The sequence below is a fragment of the Vibrio azureus genome, assembly GCF_002849855.1.
GTDB classification, from domain to species: domain Bacteria; phylum Pseudomonadota; class Gammaproteobacteria; order Enterobacterales; family Vibrionaceae; genus Vibrio; species Vibrio azureus.
In genome coordinates, this window is the sequence record NZ_CP018617.1 from 1,253,689 (window position 1) to 1,275,892 (window position 22,204).

The 22,204-nt window shown below is 40.6% G+C and carries 17 protein-coding genes; 7 read left to right on the forward strand and 10 right to left on the reverse strand.

Going from position 1 to position 22,204, the window contains the following annotated elements:
• Positions 1-147 precede the first annotated feature (147 nt).
• Both BS333_RS19375 and BS333_RS19380 read right to left on the reverse strand, forming a co-directional pair.
• Complete coding sequence (locus tag BS333_RS19375) at positions 148-1,305, reverse strand: amino acid permease (protein ID WP_021710799.1); 1,158 nt, start codon at positions 1,303-1,305, stop codon at positions 148-150.
• 644 nt (positions 1,306-1,949) lie between these two features.
• The gene (locus BS333_RS19380; protein ID WP_021710800.1) at positions 1,950-2,288 is read right to left on the reverse strand and encodes a hypothetical protein; all 339 of its coding nucleotides are present in this window, start codon (positions 2,286-2,288) and stop codon (positions 1,950-1,952) included.
• Positions 2,289-2,396: 108 nt separating this feature from the next.
• Between BS333_RS19380 and BS333_RS19385 the strand changes: the two genes are divergently transcribed.
• Positions 2,397-2,723 carry a helix-turn-helix transcriptional regulator gene (locus BS333_RS19385; protein WP_021710801.1) on the forward strand — a complete coding sequence of 109 codons (327 nt, stop codon included), beginning with the start codon at positions 2,397-2,399 and terminating at the stop codon, positions 2,721-2,723.
• An 80-nt stretch (positions 2,724-2,803) separates the two neighbouring features.
• On the opposite strand, the gene BS333_RS19390 is transcribed toward BS333_RS19385, so the two are convergent.
• Together BS333_RS19390 and BS333_RS19395 are read right to left on the reverse strand one after the other, a co-directional pair.
• Positions 2,804-4,729: a glycoside hydrolase family 3 protein gene (locus BS333_RS19390; RefSeq protein ID WP_050568006.1), complete on the reverse strand. Its 1,926-nt coding sequence runs from the start codon at positions 4,727-4,729 to the stop codon at positions 2,804-2,806.
• A 530-nt stretch (positions 4,730-5,259) separates the two neighbouring features.
• Complete coding sequence (locus tag BS333_RS19395; protein ID WP_021710803.1) at positions 5,260-6,024, reverse strand: hypothetical protein; 765 nt, start codon at positions 6,022-6,024, stop codon at positions 5,260-5,262.
• Positions 6,025-6,621: 597 nt separating this feature from the next.
• Here BS333_RS19395 and BS333_RS19400 point away from each other — a divergent pair.
• Entirely contained in the window at positions 6,622-6,966 is a 345-nt protein-coding gene (locus tag BS333_RS19400) for an ArsR/SmtB family transcription factor (protein WP_021710804.1), read from the forward strand.
• Positions 6,967-7,014: 48 nt separating this feature from the next.
• On the opposite strand, the gene BS333_RS19405 is transcribed toward BS333_RS19400, so the two are convergent.
• Positions 7,015-7,947, reverse strand: coding sequence for an endonuclease/exonuclease/phosphatase family protein (locus BS333_RS19405; RefSeq protein ID WP_021710805.1), 933 nt, complete (start codon positions 7,945-7,947; stop codon positions 7,015-7,017).
• Between the two features lie 387 nt (positions 7,948-8,334).
• Between BS333_RS19405 and BS333_RS19410 the strand changes: the two genes are divergently transcribed.
• Both BS333_RS19410 and BS333_RS19415 read left to right on the forward strand, forming a co-directional pair.
• Entirely contained in the window at positions 8,335-9,171 is an 837-nt protein-coding gene (locus tag BS333_RS19410) for a class A beta-lactamase (protein ID WP_021710806.1), read from the forward strand.
• Positions 9,172-9,342: 171 nt separating this feature from the next.
• Positions 9,343-10,008 (forward strand): HAD family hydrolase, encoded by a 666-nt coding sequence (locus BS333_RS19415; RefSeq protein WP_021710807.1) that lies wholly within the window; start codon positions 9,343-9,345, stop codon positions 10,006-10,008.
• Between the two features lie 127 nt (positions 10,009-10,135).
• Here the strand turns inward: BS333_RS19415 and BS333_RS19420 are convergent, their stop codons facing one another.
• Both BS333_RS19420 and BS333_RS19425 read right to left on the reverse strand, forming a co-directional pair.
• Positions 10,136-11,437, reverse strand: a complete 1,302-nt coding sequence (locus tag BS333_RS19420) for a dicarboxylate/amino acid:cation symporter (RefSeq protein WP_021710808.1) — start codon at positions 11,435-11,437, stop codon at positions 10,136-10,138.
• A gap of 428 nt (positions 11,438-11,865) precedes the next feature.
• A complete protein-coding gene (locus tag BS333_RS19425; RefSeq protein ID WP_021710809.1) occupies positions 11,866-15,180 on the reverse strand; it encodes an Ig-like domain-containing protein in 3,315 nt (1,104 codons plus the stop codon).
• A gap of 658 nt (positions 15,181-15,838) precedes the next feature.
• Here BS333_RS19425 and azu point away from each other — a divergent pair.
• Positions 15,839-16,291 carry an azurin gene (gene azu / locus BS333_RS19430; protein ID WP_021710810.1) on the forward strand — a complete coding sequence of 151 codons (453 nt, stop codon included), beginning with the start codon at positions 15,839-15,841 and terminating at the stop codon, positions 16,289-16,291.
• 134 nt (positions 16,292-16,425) lie between these two features.
• Here azu and BS333_RS19435 read toward each other — a convergent pair whose 3' ends face one another.
• From BS333_RS19435 to BS333_RS19445, 3 genes are all read right to left on the reverse strand, one after another.
• Positions 16,426-18,465 (reverse strand): EAL domain-containing protein, encoded by a 2,040-nt coding sequence (locus BS333_RS19435; RefSeq protein ID WP_021710811.1) that lies wholly within the window; start codon positions 18,463-18,465, stop codon positions 16,426-16,428.
• 273 nt (positions 18,466-18,738) lie between these two features.
• Complete coding sequence (locus BS333_RS19440) at positions 18,739-19,587, reverse strand: mechanosensitive ion channel family protein (RefSeq protein ID WP_021710812.1); 849 nt, start codon at positions 19,585-19,587, stop codon at positions 18,739-18,741.
• Between the two features lie 152 nt (positions 19,588-19,739).
• On the reverse strand, positions 19,740-19,940 hold the full coding sequence (locus BS333_RS19445; protein ID WP_021710813.1) for a hypothetical protein: 201 nt from the start codon (positions 19,938-19,940) through the stop codon (positions 19,740-19,742).
• Positions 19,941-20,277: 337 nt separating this feature from the next.
• Here BS333_RS19445 and BS333_RS19450 point away from each other — a divergent pair, with 337 nt between their 5' ends.
• Together BS333_RS19450 and BS333_RS19455 are read left to right on the forward strand one after the other, a co-directional pair.
• The gene (locus BS333_RS19450; protein ID WP_021710814.1) at positions 20,278-21,234 is read left to right on the forward strand and encodes an AAA family ATPase; all 957 of its coding nucleotides are present in this window, start codon (positions 20,278-20,280) and stop codon (positions 21,232-21,234) included.
• Positions 21,235-21,246: 12 nt separating this feature from the next.
• Positions 21,247-22,173, forward strand: a complete 927-nt coding sequence (locus tag BS333_RS19455) for a DUF58 domain-containing protein (RefSeq protein WP_021710815.1) — start codon at positions 21,247-21,249, stop codon at positions 22,171-22,173.
• Positions 22,174-22,204: the final 31 nt, after the last annotated feature.

Genomic DNA, 22,204 nt, shown 5'->3' on the forward strand with positions numbered 1-22,204 from the left:
TCTGAATGGTGGCTTCGCTCTGAATCAAGCATCTCGAGGTCATTTAGGTATAACTCTTTCAAAAAAGCCACTTGCTCTCACACAAGTGGCTTTTGATTATCTTTGCTAGCAAACCCAAGTTACATCTGTGCTTGGTGATATTACCGCTTATATGAGCTGTGCATAAATCAAAAAACAGCCAAATGCAAAAATCAGCACGATTCCTACAGTGCCACCACCGACTTGGTATACATCTCTAACATTCCCGTATTGACTGCGTGCAGACATCATCATTGCTAGTGGCAAAAATATTGCTAAAAACACAAGGATAAAACCAGCATAGCCCAGAATGGCCAGAAAATATTGATGAGCAAGCAAGGCACCGACTAATGGGAGAATAAACGTAATACCAAATACGACAGGCTTATTCGCATTTAACAAGTCTGCATTTTGATCGTAAAGCGCCATTGCAACGCCCAAAAATGAAGTTAGTAAAGCAAGCCCTGTAAATATTGAGAGGATAAACTCAAGACCAGAGTACTGTTGACCAAGTGTAGCAATCAGCTCAGATAAATCATTGAATTGCGTTAACTTTTGAGTAGGAAGGTTGCCAATTACGGCAAATAACCACAATAAGTAGCACACCAAGGGGATCAGGGAGCCCACAATAATCATATTTCGAAGCTGAGATTTAGTTGCGTCTTTATTGTAGCTCACCAATGATGGAATCACGACCATAAAGCCAAAGCTTGTAAAAAGAACAGAGCTGGTTTGGAATAATGAAAATACATCGGTATTGACAGCATCGCCCATCCCAGAGAATGAAATATTAGGAGCCAAGAAACCTAATGTTAATACAAGAGCGGTAATCATCGCGATGAATAAACAGCGATTCAACAAATCGACAACTTTGGTCCCCGAAGAGATAATCAGGCCAAACAATAACGTAAATGCAATTTGGCTAATGTAGGGAGCAAGTTCAAACTTAAATGAAGATGCTACTTGCGTTATGACGTCACCAGCACCAATGATATAAGCCATGAGTAGGCAAACTAATAGAGCATACAGAAGAATATTTGTAATCACCTGCCCAGGAGCACCAAGTGTATCTCTTGCGACGGCGTTCATACTGATGCCGCCACCGACTCTACAACTTGCTTCCAATAACATTAATGCCGCATAGGTTGTTCCCAACCAGATAAAGAGCATAAAAAGTGTGCCCCATAAGAGGCCAAATTGAGCCAGTACCATAGGTATAGCAAGCATACCAGCACCAAGAGCAGTACCTGCAACAATTAAGGAACTGCCAAGAAGTTTCAGATTCACGGTTAATACCTCTAAATTTAATCCGTTTGTTGTAAATTTATCATCATTTATTCACAGCACGGTTGAGCCGCCAGCAAACAGTGCAATAGAGGCTCGCTCTATAACGTTTTCAACACGTACGTGAAAAGGGGCACCGTATCTTGGGTTCGAAGCAAAATATCGGTACTCTATACCCAAGTAACCTCAAGGTGCTTGGGTAGACCCTACCCCATTAAATAAATATTCTAAGAAATTAATTAGGGCTAGAGGATTGTAAGGCATTAGCTGGAAAATTGAAAAGCAAAAGCACGGTTTTTCCCCAAGAAAGACAATCTTTTTCTATATTGGTAGATTTTATTGTGTATCACTTAAACTTTTGCAAGGAGGTTTTCAAGTGAAAAGTGTATTTATTTCGTGACAGTACGATAAGTATTTCGTACAAAAAAATTTACAAAAAACTAGCCAGAGTTAGAACTCGAGAACATAGCCTTAATAAGCTAATAGCGTTATCATTTTTGTGTACTGATTTTTCGGTTAAATACCTTTAAAAGTGGATTTACGGTTCGAAATCATTGGTGAATCCATAAAACAAATGCTGGGAACTCTCCCAGCATTTTGATATTTTTCTATTTGCTAAAAATAAAAGCAACTTTCAATGGCGTTGATTAGATCTCTTTGTCCAGCGCATCAATAATAAAGGTAATTTCTGCCGTTCCCATATCTGCGATTTGTCTCTCGATACTTGTCATTTTTGCGTAGGCAAGCTTAATTTCACTGTCAACCACTTTACCCCGGTGAAGATACAACTCTTTATACTTCATCAACCGCATTTGTGACTGTTGCGTCAACCAGACAAAATCGTACTTTGTTTGTTGGCAACTCAGACGAATTTCTTCCAACAGTTTTTCCAAAGTGCATTGCATTTTAAGAACTTTTGATTTGTCCTTGATTGTTTGATAGTGCTGATACTTTTCCATTACAACAAGTAGACCGAGTAAAACCATCCCATACCGTTCATTTTCATGTCTCTAACATAATGGGTAAATATGAGGTAGTTAAACTGGTCCACTTATTGCTCATCTTAGGACAAAAGTGTCTTTTAAGGAATGATGATGCAACTTGATCCACTCATCGAAGTTTTAATTGCAAAACGTAAAGCCTTGAGCTTATCACGTGAAAAGATGGCAAGCATCGCAGGCATGAGTACCAAAACTTACCAAAGAATTGAACGAGGGGAATCTGACCTTAAACTCTCCCAATATCGTTCAATTTTACGAGCTCTAAATTTAACTGATCTCGATATCGCTCTCGATTTAAGGGGGGTTTCAAATGTTGTTGCTGAAGATGTCGTCGCAGCGTCGCGGCTTCTGTCTCCGGAAGCTCAATATCTTCTGATTCGATTTATCTTTATGACGTTTAAAAAACCGACACCTAAGTAAAGTCGTATACCCAAGTGACCTCAGGTTCTTGGGTATACATTTAGGCATTTTGAACATTCAGTATAAAAGCCAAAAGTGCCTTATTGCTCTAGTGAAAAACCATATTCAAAAAGCACTTCACCAAATTCACCTTGTTCATTCAGTTGACGAACAGTTACAGGAAGTTTTCCTAACGCCTTATCATTGCCCATAATGATGTTAGGCACCTCTTTCACTGAAGGACCTTTGAAATAATTATTGTCAAAACCAAATGGGCTATAAGTTGCCAAAATGACATTCGCGATATCATTATAGTTAGCCACATCATGTGGTGAACGCATACTCACTAAGATTGTTTTTTTGTTGTTTTTATCAGCAAATTCCAGAGCAAATCGAGCAAATTGATTATTCGCTATTTTACCAGACTCTGTAACTTGAGCAGGATCAGCATTGGCAGTAACAGGGCTGACACCGTATGCGGAGCTTCCAACAATTAGAGTATCGGCTTTCTCAATGTTCGATTTCTCTGTTTCCCAATCCGTTTGGCTCATTTTCACAGTGGTAATATCATCTTCATTTACTCCATTTTGAAGAAAGGTCTGTTTCATTGCTGCCGCTTGCTCTCCCCAAGGAGTAATAATATGGATCTTACCGAGCTCTTTAACTGTCAAAGGTATAAGTGATTGATTGTTCTTTAATAAAGTTATCGATTTTTTAGCAATATCTCGCTCAATATCTCGGTGTTCTTTATTACCTAATGTTTTGTGCATGTATGCTTTTTTAGCTTGTAATGAAGACTCACTATTATCATTTATGTTAAGTATTCTTCTTTTTTTCTTAAGCTCTAAAATTCTCATAACAGATTGATCAAGCTGAGCCTCATCTATCTTATTCTCTCTCACTGCTTGAGCAACAGTCTGAATAAGATCTTTCACTTTATCCGCTTGGTCAGTACGACTGAACTGAGTTGGCATTAGAGCAATATCAACACCAGCTTGGAATACTTTTATTACAGCATCCGATTCAGTAAAAAAATTAGCAATGCCTTTCATATCCAAAGCATCACTGATCGTAATCCCTTGATAGCCCAGTTCATCTCGTAAAATTTGATGTTGAATTTTATAAGATAGAGTCGCAGGCTTTATCATTTCTTGCTGATCTTTTGTATACACAATACTGTCATCGAGAGCTGGATATTGAATATGCGCTGTCATAATCATATCTGGCGCACGCTTCTCCTCAATAGCTTGCTTGTAAGGAGCTAAATCAATCGCATAAGCTTCTTCTTCATCTTTAGTTACTATAGGAAGTTCATAGTGTGAGTCTGTCTCAGTATCACCGTGCCCGGGGAAATGTTTCATAGATGCGATGACACCTTGCGACGCCATGCCAAGTGCAGCTTGACTGCCAAGGAGACTGACTGTTTCAGGCTTTTCACTGTATGCTCTCACATTGATGATCGGGTTTAATGGGTTAGTGAGAACATCGACAACTGGAGCCATGTTAAAATTAAAGCCGACAGCAGCGACTTCAGCGCCTAGTACCTGTCCTTCCTTATAAGCAAGAGTTTTATCTTGCGTAGCTAGATAAGCAGCACCGACAGCCATATTACTTGGCATACTCGTTGCCTGACCACGAGGTAAAAGTGAAATGGGCCCGCCTTCTTGATCAATCGCCATGAATAAACCGAACGGATTTTTATCTGGAACCGCATCTTGCATATGATGGATTAGAGTTAGTGTAGAGTCCAAATTTGGTTGATTTTCTCGGAACAAAATCACACCGCCAATGTTATTTTCATTAATAACCTTGTAAATGGTTGAATTCATCTCAGTGAAGCCCTCTTTACATTCTTCTTCGTCAGGGGCTTCACACCAATTTCTGAAACTCATAATAATTTTTTGAGCTACTTTATCTTCCACTGTCATCGAATCAACGAGTTGGCGAATATCTTTATTTGACTCTGATTTAGGTCCACACCCTGCTAATAAAGCTGCTGTTGTTATAGTGATTGCAATTTTTTTCATAATTATATTCTTATTGATTAGAATACCCAAATAACCACAAGATGCTTGATTCGGAACGGGCAGTAAGGTTCAGAAACAAAGCATCATTAGTATTGATAGGCGAGCAAAGGAACTATGGACAAACCTTATTACAAATAAAGAAGAAATAACACCATTTAATAAAACTTTCTATATCTGGCATTGATTTACAAAGTTAAATCACTTTCAATGTTCATACATCTTGCTGCTAAAAAGACATGTCAAAGGGAAAAGTTGGCTTGAAGGCAACTAGAGGAAAATAGGGCTTCATGATAAAAAGGCATATATAACCAAGTGACCTCAAGATGCTTGATTCAGAGCGTGGTCACTGAAGCGAATCCAAGGAAGACAACGAAGCGGAATAGTATTCTATTTCTTATTTTTTTAAGAAAAACGGTTGTCTTACGCAAGAATCGGCCTCGGTGCCCCACTCCCAAAAAGCGAACGTCTTTAACTGTTAGCTAACAGAGCAACTTGGAGTTACTTTGCAATATCAGCACGCCATATTGTTTTTAACAAACTGAGCCTTGAATTGCCGATCCTAATGGCTTGCCTTTGTATGACATAAAGACAGACGCCGCCGCTTCACCTGTTGTAAAGCTGGTAGAAGAGCTATAGAAGTATCTATTTTGCCAACCACGATTGTAGAATCTTGCCCAAGATTGAACCTGAGTATTACCTATGATCTTAGTTTTTATCGTGTATCTTGTGCTACCGACGTGACTGGCGACACTGATCTGAGGGCTCCATACCATTGGTGGTGCGTAAGAAGAAAATCGTTTACATCCAAACATTTTGTTCTTTTTGTGTTTGCCTAAAAGTGTTTTAGAATAATCTTTTTTATCAATAAAATTATTGTTTGGATCAGACTCTTTGGCACTACTTTCAATATAACAGCTCGGTCCTGGTAAATCTTCAGGTTCGACTTCAGGTAGAACAAGCGGATCTAAATACAGTTTTGCTTTTGTACATGAACGCTCGACCATATTACCAAATTCATTTGGCACTTCGTACATCCCTTTAAGAGAGTATGTGTTGCCATAATTATCATAAGCGGTACCACCGTTATCAGTTTGATAAAGGGTATGAATATATACCTTATGCTTTTTTCCATCTTGACTAACGACGTCTATAGTGGCTTTCTTATTTAATTCAACGGCAAGCTCATGGGGAATCTCCCCAAATAACTTTTTATTTTCAGTAATATCTTTGTTTTCAGCAAGTATTTGGCTACTTAATAAAAGAGGGGCTAGTGTTAGTGCTAATTTATATTTCATCAAACGAACTCCTTATTACGCTTATTTAGGCAACTATACGCATATAAGTTAAAACATAAAGTGCTTGATATCTCATAAATATAATTAATTTCTATACACTTAGCTCTAAGCAACCTCAGGAGCTCTGTGCAAAAAAGCTGATCACTTTATTCTTAATATCGCAAACCCTGAATGGGTAGCGATAATCAATTCCCCTTTTATACCAAAGTAATCCCAAGATGCCGTGTTCAGCAAGATAACCTTAGCTCTCAGAGTCAGCAACGATTCGTAGATAAAGTGGTTCTAAATTGAGATTCATGAATAAAGTCTGAGAGCGGTTCAGTTGGCCATATTTATTAAGGGAAAGACTCATTGAAATAAGGAACAAAAATATTACGTTTTCTCTGTTTTTCTGGAGATGAATGTCGATGATACTCTTCACAAGCCAAATCGATTAGAAACGGCAACAGCATAAAAAGCAGAGCTTAGCTCCTGATGCAATCACCCCCAACGTTTGTATTTTAGGCTCTGCTTTTTCTACTCCCTTACTTCTTGTCTAACTATTGAAGTCAGCGTATATTAAATCGTAGATTAACGATAAATAGAAAAGGTCTAAAAATGAATGAACCATGTAGCAATAGCTGCAACGCAACTTTTGAGACCACACCGTCTCAACTTGTCGCTGAGCAAGCACTTTCTGCACAAGCGAAAGCACTCGCTCATCCCGCACGAGTTCGCATACTGCATATTCTTCACAAGCTGGACACATTAGGCGGTTGCCTAAATAGTGATCTGGTTTCTGAATTAGGATTGGCGCAATCCACTGTCTCAGAACACCTACGTATACTCAAACAAGCAGGCTTTATTTCAGCAGAGCCCAACCCACCAAAAGTTTGTTATCGTATTCAACGAAATACCTTAGAAGCCTTTCATGCAGGATTTTCAGCACTCCTCTTGAAGTAAACCACTTTTTACTATTTGATATCTGTACCTAAGAGGTTCCAATTTAATTTAATATCCAACAACGGTTGTTACTAGTCGGTGATCTGAGCCTTCAGGGTGACTCAATGACTGACGACGACAGATCTTTCTCTGCATACTTTTCGATTTTAGCCAAAAATGATCAATCCCTATCATAGTAAAACCCGGGATAGGAAAACCTTTGACTGAAGTTGGCCAGCTCGATACTGGCGATGACTGAAATTCTTCAAAAAGTCCTGAAAAACTCGGACTTGCTGCAGAAATATTAAAATCTCCAACAACCATCATCTCATCACTCGGATACACTTCAGCCAACATTTCAATGGTACGAATCAATGCATTACGTCGCTGCCAAAGACGTTCATTTCTCGGTGATGGTGGATGAGCGGTCATCAGAGTTATAGCTTCTCCTTCTTCCACTTGCCATGTTGCCCTAACCATTTCTTGACCATCAGGTGTATGATAAATAGTAACAGGCTCTAAGGGGTATTTGCTTAAAATCATTTGATTAGAAGGATAGCCAACATGATGTTGCCCCCCATAATAAAAAGGATAGAGGTCATCAAGGAGATGCAGTTTATCACCGACACTTGGAGATAACTCTTGCATGATAACTAAATCTGCTGGATTTCTTATTAGGTAGTTTATGAATTGGTTTACATCAGGGTTTTCGTAGAAAAGATTAAATTGAATCACTTTAAGCTTTCCCTCACATTTCTCTGTTCGATGTGCTTCGCTGGTCACGAGAAAAGGAATAAAACATAACGTGATAATAAACGAGGTTATTCCAATAACCCATTGGCGCCTAAATAAGAGGAAAACAGTATAGATTAAATATGCAAGCAAAATAGCAGATGGAATTGAAACAATGTTATCTATCCACCAAAGGTCGTTGTGCTGCCTTAAGAGTGCCCAAAACAACACTGGTAGTACCAAACAAATCCATTTGAAAACACTCGGCATAGGCTCTACTTGAATGAAAAATTTCTTCTCTAAGCATATACAAAAAATACTCACTTACCCAATTTTGAAGTGATGAGTGTCATCGTAAGAACATTGATATACCCAAATGACCTCAAGCTACTTGATTCAGAGCAAGGACACTGGGTATAAGCGCAGCTATGACCATACTGCCCATACAAAGAGTAAACTCTGTCAATTAATACGAGATTTTTCTTTTAGCCACTGAGATATATGGAAATAATTAATAAAATTAAGAAATGTTAAAGATTGACATGTTAAGAATAAAAATTTGTCGCTATAATTTATACAGGCTCTGCTGTATTGCTCGACCCGCATACTGTTAGCAAGTGATATCAGCTTGTAAAAGATGTTAATCAATGAGATGAAATGAAAAAACGACTACTACTTTTACTGCTTGTGTTATCTCCTTTTTTCAATTATGCATCTTCACTGGAAAGTGCTATTGCTATTTTAGAGGAAGAAACCTCAAGCCGAATCGGGGTTTCTGTTTGGGATACCCAATCCAATGAATGGTGGGATTATCGAGGTAATGAGCGTTTTCCTATCTTAGGCACTGCGAAAGTGTTTGTCTGTGCGGCAATGCTTGATGCTATAGAACGTAATGTTTTCAGTAAGAATACGACAGTCACCATAAAACCAGAAGAATTGACTACATACTCCCCCTACGTAACGCACTGGATTGGACAGCCGATAAAACTTACATCCCTTTGTGAGGCAGCAGCATTAGAAGGCGATAATACGGCCGCTAACGTCATTATGCGAGAATTAGGTGGCCCGCAAAGTATTAACACTTTCTTTCGTTCCATCGGTGATAAAAGCACCCATATCACTCAATTGTTTCCAACCAATAGTTCTCTTAAAGGCAATTCATCAAAACCAAACACAATGGTCATGAACCTGCATAATATATTCGAAGGTGACCGATTAAACTATGAAGATCGAGAACAAATAGAAACCTGGATGAAAAACACTAATCGTAAAAAGTCTAGGATCACTCCGGCTCTTCCAGAAAATTGGTTTCTCGCAGAGCGAAGAGGTATAGCTCATGATTCACGGGCAGAATTATTTACGATATGGCGTGAGGAGCATTCACCAGTCTATGTGGGAATTTACATTAAAGACTACGACCTATCGCTCCAAGCCAGCGGTCAGTTGCTCACTCAAGTGGCGCAGCTGGTTCTCCGAGAATATGATGAAATGTAAGCCAAATTAAGCTCCTCATCCCCCCATGTAACGCTTAAAACTGAGTATATTGATTTGTCCTAGATGATATAATGGCTCCCCTCTCCTCATATCCCCAAGCAACCTGAAGGAGCTTATAATGACTTGGGCATGTAATATTTTCAAAAACCTACCACAACAAAGAGTCTAAACATGAATTACCAAGCTGCCATTTTTGATATGGATGGATTGCTGCTCGATACCGAACGAGTGTGTATGCAAATCTTCAAACAGGCTTGCATAGCGCAACAATTACCTTTCTACGAACATGTATACCTTTCAATTATTGGCCGAAATGCGGCAGGCATCCAAGCCATTTTTAAACAAGCTTATGGCGATGATTTAGATAGACTACATAATGAATGGCGTAAACGTTATGATGCCGTAGTAAAACATCAGGCTATCCCAGTAAAAGAGGGGGTGATTGAACTGCTCGAATGGCTGATAAAAAATAATATCCCAACAGCCGTCGCCACCTCAACTGCTCGAGATGTTGCACAAAAAAAACTGAAATTAGCTGGATTGGACAAATATTTTGATAGTGTTACAACGGGCTGTGAAGTCACTCATGGTAAACCAGACCCTGAAATATTTTTACTCGCCGCACAGCGTTTAAACATCAAACCGACTCTTTGCTTGGCTTTTGAAGATTCTAACAATGGTATACGTGCGGCCGTTGCAGCAAACATGATCGCTTATCAGATTCCAGATTTAGTCGAGCCTGATGATGACATACGTCAATTAGGTCATTCTATTCTGCCTTCACTTTCCGATGTCCTTGCACAACTTCAGCGTGCGGAAAGTCCCGACACAAAGTAAGGATTGTTAACCGACTCCTTATGCTAAAGTCTGTTGACTATATCCAAACGACCTCAAGATACTTGGATATAATAAAAACACGCCCCCAAAATGGAGAGCGTGTTTTTCTATATCGCTTGGATTTTGATTAAGCAGTTAAATCTGAGCTTGATGATGAAGCATTGGTTAAAGCGTGCTTCTTCTGCCAACGGTCAATCACAAGTGTAGCGACTAAATCACCCTCTACATTCACCGCGGTTCGGAATGTATCCAACGGGCGCTCAATCACAAGCAAAATAGCAATAGCCTCTAATGGAATACCAGCAGCCAGTAACACAAGTTGCATTCCAGACATCGAACCGGAAGGCATACCTGGTGCACCGACGGAAGATACCATTGCCATGATGAAGATCATCACAAGGCCCGTAGTGCTCAAATCGATCCCAAACAGCTGAGCAAGAAAAATAGCGGCTACGCCTTCAAACAGAGCGGTACCATCCATATTCATCACTGATCCCAAAGGCAGAACCATACTGCTTACCTCTGGGGAAACATCAAGGTTTTCTTCCGCCGTTTGTTTCGCTAATGGTAAAGTTGCAGCACTTGAAGAGGTGGCAAATGCCATCGCAAGTGGAGCAGAAATCGCTTTAAAAAGTTTGATGGGCGAAATACCAGCCAGTGTACGAGCAAGAGTCGGCAATACAATGAGTCCGTGGATCATCGTTAAAGTAAACACCAATAATGCGAACAGAGCGAGCTGTTGAATTAGGTTACCATCCGACGTCAAAGTGATATCAAGCACAATTGCAAAGATAGCAATGGGTGACAGCTTAACAATGCCACGAATAATCGTATTAACACTTCGGTTTAAACCAGAAACAACGTCTAATAATGGGTGACCAGCCGGCACAGAAAGTAAAATCGCTACCCCAGCCATAAATGAGAAGACAACAATAGCCAGCAGATTACCGTTTGCGATTGCAGCAAAAGGGTTAACCAGAGCCATTTTAACGAGATTCGTTAAAATAGCAGCCCCACCGGCAGCTTCCGCGTCAATCAACCTGACGTCACTTGCGACCGGGACTGTTTGGCTCAATGGCTCCCATGCAGGTAAAGCAAGTGAAGCACCTAAACCAAGTGCGATGGCGATTAACGTAGTAAAGCTATAAAAGAGCACCGTTCGGCCGCCTAACGCTTTTAGTCGTAAGACCGAACCAATGTTTGTGATCCCCTCGACAAGCGAGAATAGCACCATCAAGCCTACAACCATTTTTAATAAACCAAGATAGGCCGTTTTACCCAGCATCAAAGTTTGGTAATAACCGTTGTCAGCAAGCATGGCTTTATCGACAGAGCCATCAAAGAAATACAGTGTTAATTGGGCGGCAACCCAAGCAAGCAACGCTGAGATAAGAAGTTGAATCGGTAATGATAATTGAAATTTACGCATAAAATGGCCTAACACCTTAATCAGTCAAACTCTATTGAGCACATTCTGGCATTTATTAAAATAGGAGAATTGAGCTTAACGATTAAAAATTTGTAATAAACAGGCTCATGTAAAACGTTACGTAAGATGAATGTGAAATTGCTTAAGAATCACTCCATCATTACTTACTGTTTTAGCCTGACAATAATATCAGGCAAGCATCGCATAGAATGACCAAAGAATACAACCAACGATCCTTGACCACTGAGAAGCCAAAGGATCACCAAAAACAGATAAGCAACTGATTAAAAAGAAATTTTATAAATTAAGATTCAAATCATAATAGTCTATTACAAATATGTAATAAAAAATGGTTATAAAAAGTGGTGATAAAAAAGCCACCCTAGAAAATGGGTGGCTTGTTTTCTATCATTTACTTAACAGAGAGTTTACTGTGGATTAAGACCCAGTTTCTGCAGTACGAGCATGAAGTTTTCACGGCGCTCTTCTACGTTATGTACATCACCTGTAGAGCAGGTTAAATCAGGGCAACCACGGTTTACGATGCCAGAGACATCATCAATAAACTGCGATCCCGTCATGCCACTATCTACATATTTTTTCAGTTCAGCATGGTAATTCCAATCACTGTATGGACCGCCCACATCGTTATACGCTTGTACAGACGTTACCCAATAGAACAGACCTGCGATCCATTTGATTTCTTTGTTTTCTTCAGAGCTACAGATCAGTCCTGGGTTTGAACAGAAATCAAGGTCGGCATAAAGTGGATTCGCTGGTGGTGCCTCAACCGTTACTCCATCAATTGTTGTACCAATGGTATCGGGATCGACGTGCGAGCGTCCAAGGTAATGGTTAAGAGTACCGAAGTTTTGGCGTCCAGTCGTTTGAATAACACCACGTCCCCACCAGCCACAGCCTTCAACACTTTCTTGGCTGCTGCCATCCCAAATAAAGCTACCTGCTTTTTGTCCAACGTAAGTTTTACATAAATCACGTTCCCAAACTTGTTTAGAAGTATCTACTTTTTCTGGTACTTCATTACAGTGACCATTATTTGTCCAACGGCCTACGTGACCATTAACCAATAACCCTTTTTCTTCTAAAACGGCATCAGGCGCAGCAAAGACTGGTGCTGGCGCTCCGTACCATTTCGCATGAGTTAGAGCACTGACTTCCATTTTATTATCACGAGGGCAAGAGTAAGCATAATCTAGACCTGAGACTGGGTTAACGCCATAATCTGCGTATTTCTGACCCAACTGACCACAACTTGCAGACATTGGGTAATCCGTTGGCGCACCATATCTGACTTCAGACCAGTTATTTTCATCACACGCGTTGTAGCGAATCGTCTCCTGCATACTTTGCGCGAGGAATGCTGCAATCGCGACTTTGGCATACTTGATATTGGTCGCATCATCAACGCTGCTGTCTAACAACCAGAATTTATTGCCTGCTACCCCGATATTGTGCATTGCATTCAAGCCATCGAGAAAGTCTGCCCACTTGTAAACTGTAGAAGGCTCCCATTGTGATTGTGGCGTTTCATATAAGAACGCTTCATTGTTCATCACATTTTCAACAGCGGCTAACTCTTGGTTAAGTGCCTCAATACTTGTTAACGCACCTTTCTCTAGCTCCTCTCCTACGTAATAAAGAGGTACTTTGGCATTTTGGTAACGAGCAATTTTACTGGATAACGCATCTGAATCTTTATCAAATAACAGAGCGAAAACGTTACTGTATGCTGATTTACGAATTTTCTGTTCTGCCGTCGTTTGCCCCATAAAGTAATTTGCCGCTTGTTCAGTAGGAATGTTCGCCAGCATTGCTGGTGCTTCCACATAATCTGTAACTTGTTTTACATATTCTAATGCATTGTGCCACTGCTCACTGGTTAGCGCAGCTGTTGCACCAGATTTAGTAAAGGCCAAAAAGTCAGCTTTCGTTGTTGCATCAAGTTGATACAGTCCAAGTTTACTCAATAAGTCGGCGGTATAAACAGACGCAGCATCCCAAACAGACTGACGCCCAGAATGTGTATCAAAAGCAAAATCACCAATATTTAGCGACCAACCAAACTTAGCTTGTGGAGCAAGTGTACTCAGGATTAAGTTATGTGCCTGAGCCCAACCTTTAACATCGTCACTAAGCGCATTCACCGCTGCACTATCAATCGAGCTACCTGTAAGAGTTAATGCATTTGTGAGCGCTTGCTTAACGGCAACCGAACCAATCGAGTTACCTTTGTCTTGAGTGACCTTATCCAACACGTCACTGCTGATAATGAGGGAAGACGTACCCGCATTTTCAGCCTGTTCGATAAGTTGCACAAATTGATTGGTCAGTTGTTCGAGGTTTTTTAATTCCGATACTGAGCTTGTATTGAACGTCAATGTTGCGGGTGCCGCTGTTGATGGACTAGCGACAACGAAAGTATTTGGCCAACCAGCAACCTCTAAGCGAACAGGATCCATTGGATTTCGTAGAGACAGCAATGGCGCGGTGCCCGCTTCTGTTCCATCACAATTGAGGTGGTGTGTCCATGATTGATCGCTACCGGGAATAGTTTGTGTCCAGCTCGCTGCTGAGTAAGCGATGTTTTTATGTACCATAATGTCACCAGCTTTCGCATGATCCCCACGTGTCCAATCTGGGTAAACATTAAACTCTGCACATAAGCCGTCTGGTGTTGGTGTGCTCGCTTCTTCAACACTGATACTGATTTGTGCTGTTGAAGATAAGTTTTGTGCATCCGTTGCTACCGCTTGTAAAGTAACATTACCGACATTGGTTGCATTCCATTGACAATTAAATTGTGTTGTTACTGTCGCGTCAAACTCACAAATAGCCTCATCATTCGCTTTTACAATGACTTGAGATAGATCATCATTTAAGTCAGAAGCTTGAACATTAATATCTAAAGCTTGATCTTTAATGATACTTGAACCGTTACTCGGTGTTGTAAATCTGACTTCTGGAGCAATTGGCTCCCCCGCCTCTTGAGCGGTTACATTTATGGCAACGGTTTGCTCTTGAACTAAACCAGAAGCATCCTCAACGACGACTTTAATGGAATGAGCCCCTTCACCAACTGCACTCCAACTTGCTTGATAAGGTGATTGTGTAAGGCTTGCCACTTGCGTACCATCCACGAAAAACGTCGCCGATTTTACGCTCGTATTTGTTGCCTGAACATCGGCTAAAATAATGACCGTTTGCCCTTCAATAAATTCAGCGCCATTCGTAGGTGACGTTAATTGAAAAGACAATTCGGGGTCTCCGCCTGTCCCACCATCACCATTGGTTTCCAAACGCACAGTATTTTGCAGCAGATTGAGATCGAGCACCCCACTCACACCCAATGTGAGCTGAATACTTTGCCCTGCAGGTAACTGTGACTGAATCCAACTGCCATTGTCAAAAGAGATATTTAATGTATTGCGATAGATTTGTCCCTGAGCAACACTCGAAAATTCCATAATAGGATGACTGAGACTTGAAGCAGACCAAGCAGGCGCCGCCATCGTTAGGTTAGAGTCAAATATAATTTTTGAGTCTCTTAACTCGACAGGAGAAGAGCCATTATTGGTAAGAGTAACCAGATAATTATTCCACCATTGCCCTTCGGTACCCACAACAGCAGTATCAGTTACCACAGTAGCAGAGGCAGAAGAAAGCCCCATACCAATCGCAAGTGCTAGCACACTAGGTACAAAAGCAAATTTACTTTTTATCATTTTAAGTATTCCATCATATTTATAAAAAATTGCTATAGCGAACGGACCTCAAGGCGCCTTACATAGAACATGTCGTCTTGGGACCTAAGATGTCGCTATATTTATGTTTTTATTTTTTAATGACAATCTATGGATGTAACTGAATGTAATGGAAGTAAAAATGGAAAATATCTCTCAAAAAAAAGTGGCGGCTTTTCTATAAATTTTGCAAAAATTGGAGTTATTAATAAGTTTAATAAAAGGTGCGAAGTTGGCCTCACTTCTTAGCCTTCTAATATCTCATTAATATCTAATATTTCTCGACAAAATCCAATTAACCTGCGCAATAACCCCAGTAAAACAAAGGTCAATATAAAAAACATTAACCAATAGAAATAACTTTTACATATTTTTACAATCTGAGCAAAGCTGCATGATGGACAAAAAACATATCGTATTGATAAATAATGAAATAGTCATGAGAAGCCTCTATTGCTTTATCTATGGCATAGTTTTGTCTCATAAATCGTTTAAAACTGATCAATATCTAAAATGCTGAGTATAAATGTGCAACAAATTGTCAATTTCAAGTTCAGAGCACAGATACTAGTTAAAAGAATTGGATAATGATCCTTCGATTCAATCCGTTACTCAAACATCACCTATGGAGAAGTAGAATATGCCTTTACGCACCACTACAGCGATCATGCTTTTGGGAATGAGTCTTAACGTACAAGCAAGTGCAGATTGCGAGGTCTCAATTGATGCTAATGATGCGATGCAGTTTTCATCTAAAACCTTGAGCGTACCAGCAAGCTGTAAAGAAGTGACATTGACACTTAATCATACAGGCAAGATGCCAGCTCAATCGATGGGCCACAATTTGGTCATTACCGATACTGATAAGGTTCAAGCAGTGGGTACAGAGGGAATGTCGGCAGGCTTAGAAAATAACTACATCAAGCCCAATGATGAGCGTGTCTACGCCTCAACTAAGGTCATTGGAGGCGGAGAAAGTACATCAATGACATTTAACACAGAGAAGATGTCTCCAGATGGTGACTACACATTCTTCTGCTCTTTCCCTGGACATTGGGCCATTATGCAAGGCAAATTTGAGCTTACAAATTGATTGATGGTTCAACTTAGTTAGAGCAAATTAAGTTACAATAAATCAGTGATAGCAAGGTCTCACAGGGGGCATGGTGGTATACCCCCCTGTTACTATTGGTATACCCAAATGACCTCAAGATGCTTGATTCAGAGCTATGACACTGTTACAACCGAAAACGGTGTAGGCTTATAGATAAAATACCCTTGCACCTTGTTCACTCCACAGCTTTTTACAAACTCGTATTCCTCTAGTGTCTCAACGCCTTCTGCCACCACTTCACAATGGGTGATATTGCCTAACTTAGCCACCAGCGAATACAGTTCTCTCCCTTTCTCATCTGTAGCATCAAGCAGTAATGAACGATCTAATTTGATTTTATCAAATGGGTACTTAAGCAAGTGAGGAAAAGAGGCATAACCGGTTCCAAAATCATCCATTGCGATGCGAATGCCCTGCTCGTGAAGCGCTTTCATGGTGTTAGTTAAAGATACTTTATCACTTAAAATTGCCTCTTCAGTAATTTCAATCTCCAACCATTGCGACGGTATCTCATAGTGTTTTAATCGAGCAAGTAAATGAGGAACAAATGATTCTTGCTCTATCGAAGCCACCGAAATGTTAATAGCAACCCTACACTCAGGCGAAAGATCCATGGCTTTCATGTTGCCCAATACTTTTTCAATCACTAACTTGTCGAGTAAAGGCATGGCATTCAAAATTTGAAAATCATGAATAAAAGTTGGTGGGCACACTTGACCATCTTTGTCGATGTACCTTAACAAAGCTTCGTAAGAATAAAGGTTCTGGTCATCACAAGATTGTAGCTTTTGATAAAACATCACCAGCTCTCCCTGAGATAAGATTGTGTTAAGGCGCTTCTGTGCAAGCGATTTACTCAAGCTGGTTTTATTAGAATCTTTTACACTATCTAAAAGCGAGGTAAAAATAGAACGGTCAATATCACTATATTCAGGAGATGTGCGGCGTAAGGCACAACTTTGACCTGCGAAGGCAAGGTAAAATGGCCGATAAATCAAGATCCCTAATACGATGATAACGAACTGGAGGAGCGCACCTTCAAACTGGTCCCCCATCGCAAGATAACCACTGAACAGAGGGGGGGTCATCCAGTTAGTAATGGTTTCAACATGAGGGACCAGCCCTGAGGCAATCGCGAAATAAGTAATAATGAAGCTCACCAAAGGTACCAGAACAAAAGGAATAATCAATAATGGGTTAAAGATAATAGGTAAGCCAAAAATGAGCACTTCATTGATGTTAAACATCACTAAAGGCAGTGCTGCCAAACACAACATCAAGTGATGCCGCTGTTTAGTAAAAAGCAAAACACATAGCAATAAGCTGATACTATTACCCGAGCCTCCCATCGAGAGAAAAGCATCATAAAACCCTTGGCTGATAATATTAAGTGGCTCATCTCCAGCTTGCCAAGCCGAGACATTGGCCTCTGTCGCGGCAAAAAGTTTTTGCTTCACCGTAAACAACATATTATGACCATTGATTCCAATCGCCCCTAGCAGCCCTAGGATGGTTTGGTAAAGTAATCCGCCTTCCAAAGTCATTGGATTGAGTTCAAAGCTTAAAATTGTATCTCCAGAAAATACCATCACAAAAGTGGTAATGTGAGACAGTGCTAAAGCCAGCATAATAAATGCAAAAAAGTGCAGCACATGTTTCATCAACGCACTAGCAAAATCCAGAGCCTGTGGCTCAAGCAGCCGCACATGAAACATTCTTAGATATGAAAAAGTGATCATCGCACTCAGAAGTGCCAACAAGGGGTTATTGGGCAAACGAAAGGTCTGCGATAAGCTATTGTTATCGATCGAAACTAGGTAAAACAAAATCAGCGAATAGATAATGCATACCGCACTAGAGGCACGTGTTTTATATGACAAGTAATAGCCCGCAACAATACAAAATGCAGTGGGGTAAAGATTGACTAAAATATCTGCAACATGAAATAAAACTTGAGCCCCTTCCATCCAACCACTTAAACGAAACAAGTGACCAAGAAAAATAGCTAACGCATTTGACATGGTCAAAGGCAGAAGCAGCAGAGCGATAGAAGCAAGATCGGTAAAGTAAGATTTAGAGGCTGAACGCTGCGATTCGGTTTTAGAAAACCAATGCTGATAAAAATCTAACTGAAAGATTGAGCGGATTTGCATAAGGCATCTTTTGGTTAAAAAATCACTCCGGTTGTACATTTTACAACCGACCCTTTCCCAACTCATTGACCATAGGTGGTGACGGTCCTTTTGGTTGGTGTTCTGACTACTACAAACGTGTCGATCCCTTTTTCTAATTCAACGGCTTAAAAGCACCTGAACGGAAATATTTTGGCGACCCACGACTAACTGTAATATAGGGAGCGTAATTTAACGACTATATGCAACAAGATCCATTAGCATATTTTATGGTGACAATAGCAAATGGTAAACTTAGTGCTCGTGAACCAAGGGGAAACGCTGTTCATATAACTCCATAAAGTCTTTTCTAATCAGCTCTTCTAAATGATTGGCTTTATCGGTAGGACAGAAGATCATGACATGAACGATCTGCTCACCATTAATATTGCTAGAGATGTGTATGTGCGGCTCTGCTCCCGGCAGGTCCACCCCTGCGTGCTTCTCTATCATGGTATTGTAGCGATGAGCCACATCACTAAAGTAACTGCAATGCTCTTCTATCTTATCGTGCAAGATGGGTAAAATTGGGTATAGATTCACAAAGTCTTTCACAACAACCGAAAAGTTATGGTAAACGTAGCGCTTCATGAAGTTCAAGTTCTTCACCGGATAAGTAAAAAACATGCTATTTGGCAAGGTGGCCGTTTTCCCTGTGTAATGATATTGACCATGGTGAAGATCAATTTCTTGTATCACTGTCGCCATCATATTGTGTTCAATGACCTCACCACACAATTTACCGACTTCTATCCAATCACCGACACGAAAAGATCGAGAGCTTGCTCTCTGAATAGAACCGGTAAAACACAGAATGATCTCTTTTGAAGCAACCACAATTGCGACAGCAATAGCTGTAACACTTAAGGCAAACTCATTGATTTCAGATTGCCAAAGCATAAAAATAATGATCAGAGTAATAACAAAACTGCCATTTTTTGTCCTCGACATCCAATTACGCTGACTTTCTGTAATGAAAGCATCATCGCCACGGATTTGAGATAAAATGACTCGACGGAGAAGGGAGATGACAAGCAGAATAAGCACTGTCAGAATGATTTTGTGTGTAAAAAGAAAATTAACGGCTAACTGCAATGTCTCCATATCTTAGCTTCCTAATTGCTTCAGATTGGTCGTCTATATATTCGAAAATAACATGTTTAAATACAATATTATGGCATCACTTTATCAGAAAGGGAGCCGTACTATACTCAAATGAACTCAAGATAGTTGGAGCGGCTCCCTTTCTCATTTATTTAGTGAACGGGGGTAGCATTTGTTTGATTAAACTGGCCAAAGTGTTGTTCAAGTACTTCTGGCGTCAACTTACCTTCTGCTTCTAATTTTTTAAGCTTTGCGACCACTTCTTTTTGCTCTTCCAAAGAAGGCAACTTGACATCTTTCTCTTGAGCCGCTTCCTGAGCAATCATCTCAAGTTCAGTTTCGAAATCTTTCATTATTCTTACCTACTTATTATGGCCATATCGCCATTAACAATATCGTCTATCACCAAGTAGCCTCAAGGCACTTGGGTATATTCTATCCAACTCTGTTGTTTGAAGCTACAAAGCATCGCTTGCAAGTACGGTGTCGTCATTAACGTACTGCGAATCATTCTGCAATAAATTTTGCATTACAATGGCTTAGGCAGTAAATTTATCCTATCTCCAAGAGCATGGAACACACAAAGATAAATCTTAGACACAAATTTTACTCAGTAAAGGGAACTTTTACCTTTATGGAAGTGACCAATATTCAATGAAAAAAATCGATGGATAACGCAGAGAGTCTACAATGCATAAAACCAACTTTAATTCTCTTCAACACTATCTTGAGTCCCAAATCCTTGGCCAACCTAATTTAGTAAAACAATTACTCATTGCACTGCTTGCTGATGGGCATATATTAGTTGAAGGCCCTCCTGGACTGGCTAAAACGAGAGCCGTAAAATCACTATCTGATTGTGTTGAAGGTGACTTTCACCGTATTCAATTTACGCCAGATCTCCTTCCAGCAGACTTAACAGGAACTGATATTTTCCGTCCTGAAACGGGTGAATTCACCTTTCAATCTGGACCGATCTTTAATTCATTGATCCTTGCTGACGAAATAAACCGTGCACCAGCAAAAGTACAAGCTGCCATGTTAGAAGCCATGGCCGAAAAACAAGTCACCGCTGGCCGCAATACGTATGCACTACCCGAGCTATTTTTAGTCATGGCAACGCAAAACCCTATTGAGCAAGAAGGGACCTATCCATTGCCGGAAGCTCAGCTCGACCGTTTCTTGCTGCATTTAGATGTGGATTACCCAGACGCTGAACATGAGTTGGCCATTCTGCGCATTAACCGTGGTGAAGCAAAAGGTGACACTGCGATTGAGCGTCCAACTCTCACTCAACAAGATATTTTTACGGCACGTAAAGAAGTCCTCAATATTCACATGGCAGACACCATTGAGCAGTATATCGTACGCCTTGTCATGGCGACTCGTCAGCCCGGAGACTATGACTCAGAGCTTGAAAATTGGCTATCGATGGGCGTCAGTCCACGAGCAACAATCGCCCTCGATCGTTGTGCTCGTGCTCACGCATGGCTAAGTGGTCGCGACTTTGTTTCTCCTGAAGATGTTCAAGCCATGGCTTACCCCGTTCTTCGCCATCGCTTGCTGTTAAGCTACCACGCTCAAGCTGAGGGAGTGACAGCAAACCAAATTATCAGCAAGCTCCTAAACCTTGTAGGAAGCGCTTAATAGGTGATAAACATGTCGATATCACATGCACTACCACCTCACGCCAATGGGGTGACCTTAACCCTAGAAGAGTTGCTTCAGTACCGGACCCAATCTGTGCGTTGGTTACCTCCTGCTCAAAGTATTTGGTCACAAATGAGCGGCAACCACACAAGTCGTCAAAAAGGCCGCGGAATGGACTTTATGGAAGTCAGACAATACCAACCGGGTGACGATATCCGCAGTATTGATTGGCGAGTAACGGCAAGAACAGGCAAAGCTCATACAAAACTGTTTGCGGAAGATAAAGAACAAGCGGTCATCCTGTATATCGACTTGAGTCCAAGCTTATATTTTGGTTCTAAATATGTTCTTAAATCGATTCAGCTAGCTCACTTCGCAAGTGTCATGATTTGGCTCACGTTAGCTAAAAAAGACCGAATTGGCGCCGTAATTGATGATGGACAGAAATGCTTGGAATTTCGCCCATCTTCGTTACAAAAGCAGGGGCTGAGGATTTTAGATGCAATAGTAAACACACACAACCGGATGCTCGCGGCTCAAGAAGCCAACCCTGTTCGTCAGCAAAACTATCAGGCCGCAATTGAAACTTTGCATAATTTAACTCCCAAAGGGAGCGAAATTATTATGCTGAGTGATTTCTCTCAAATGAAAGAGAATGAGTTATTGCAATTGCGTCAGCTCAGCCAACATAACAGCGTCAGAACCGTCCAGTTTTATGATCCATTAGAACATGGAGAAACAGCGTTTCGTGGACAAGCAAAAGCATCAGATGGACAACGTAGCCAGTGGTTTAATTTTGGTTCTAAGACTCAACGGCGAGCCTTAGAGTCCAGTTTTCTGACGCACCAGAAAGAAATCAAGCAACGTTGTCACTCTATGGCGATCCCTTTTCACGGTCTATCCAGTGGTTTACCTTTGATTCAACAGCTAAGCTAACCATCGTTTACCCTATGGAGTATTAAAGTAA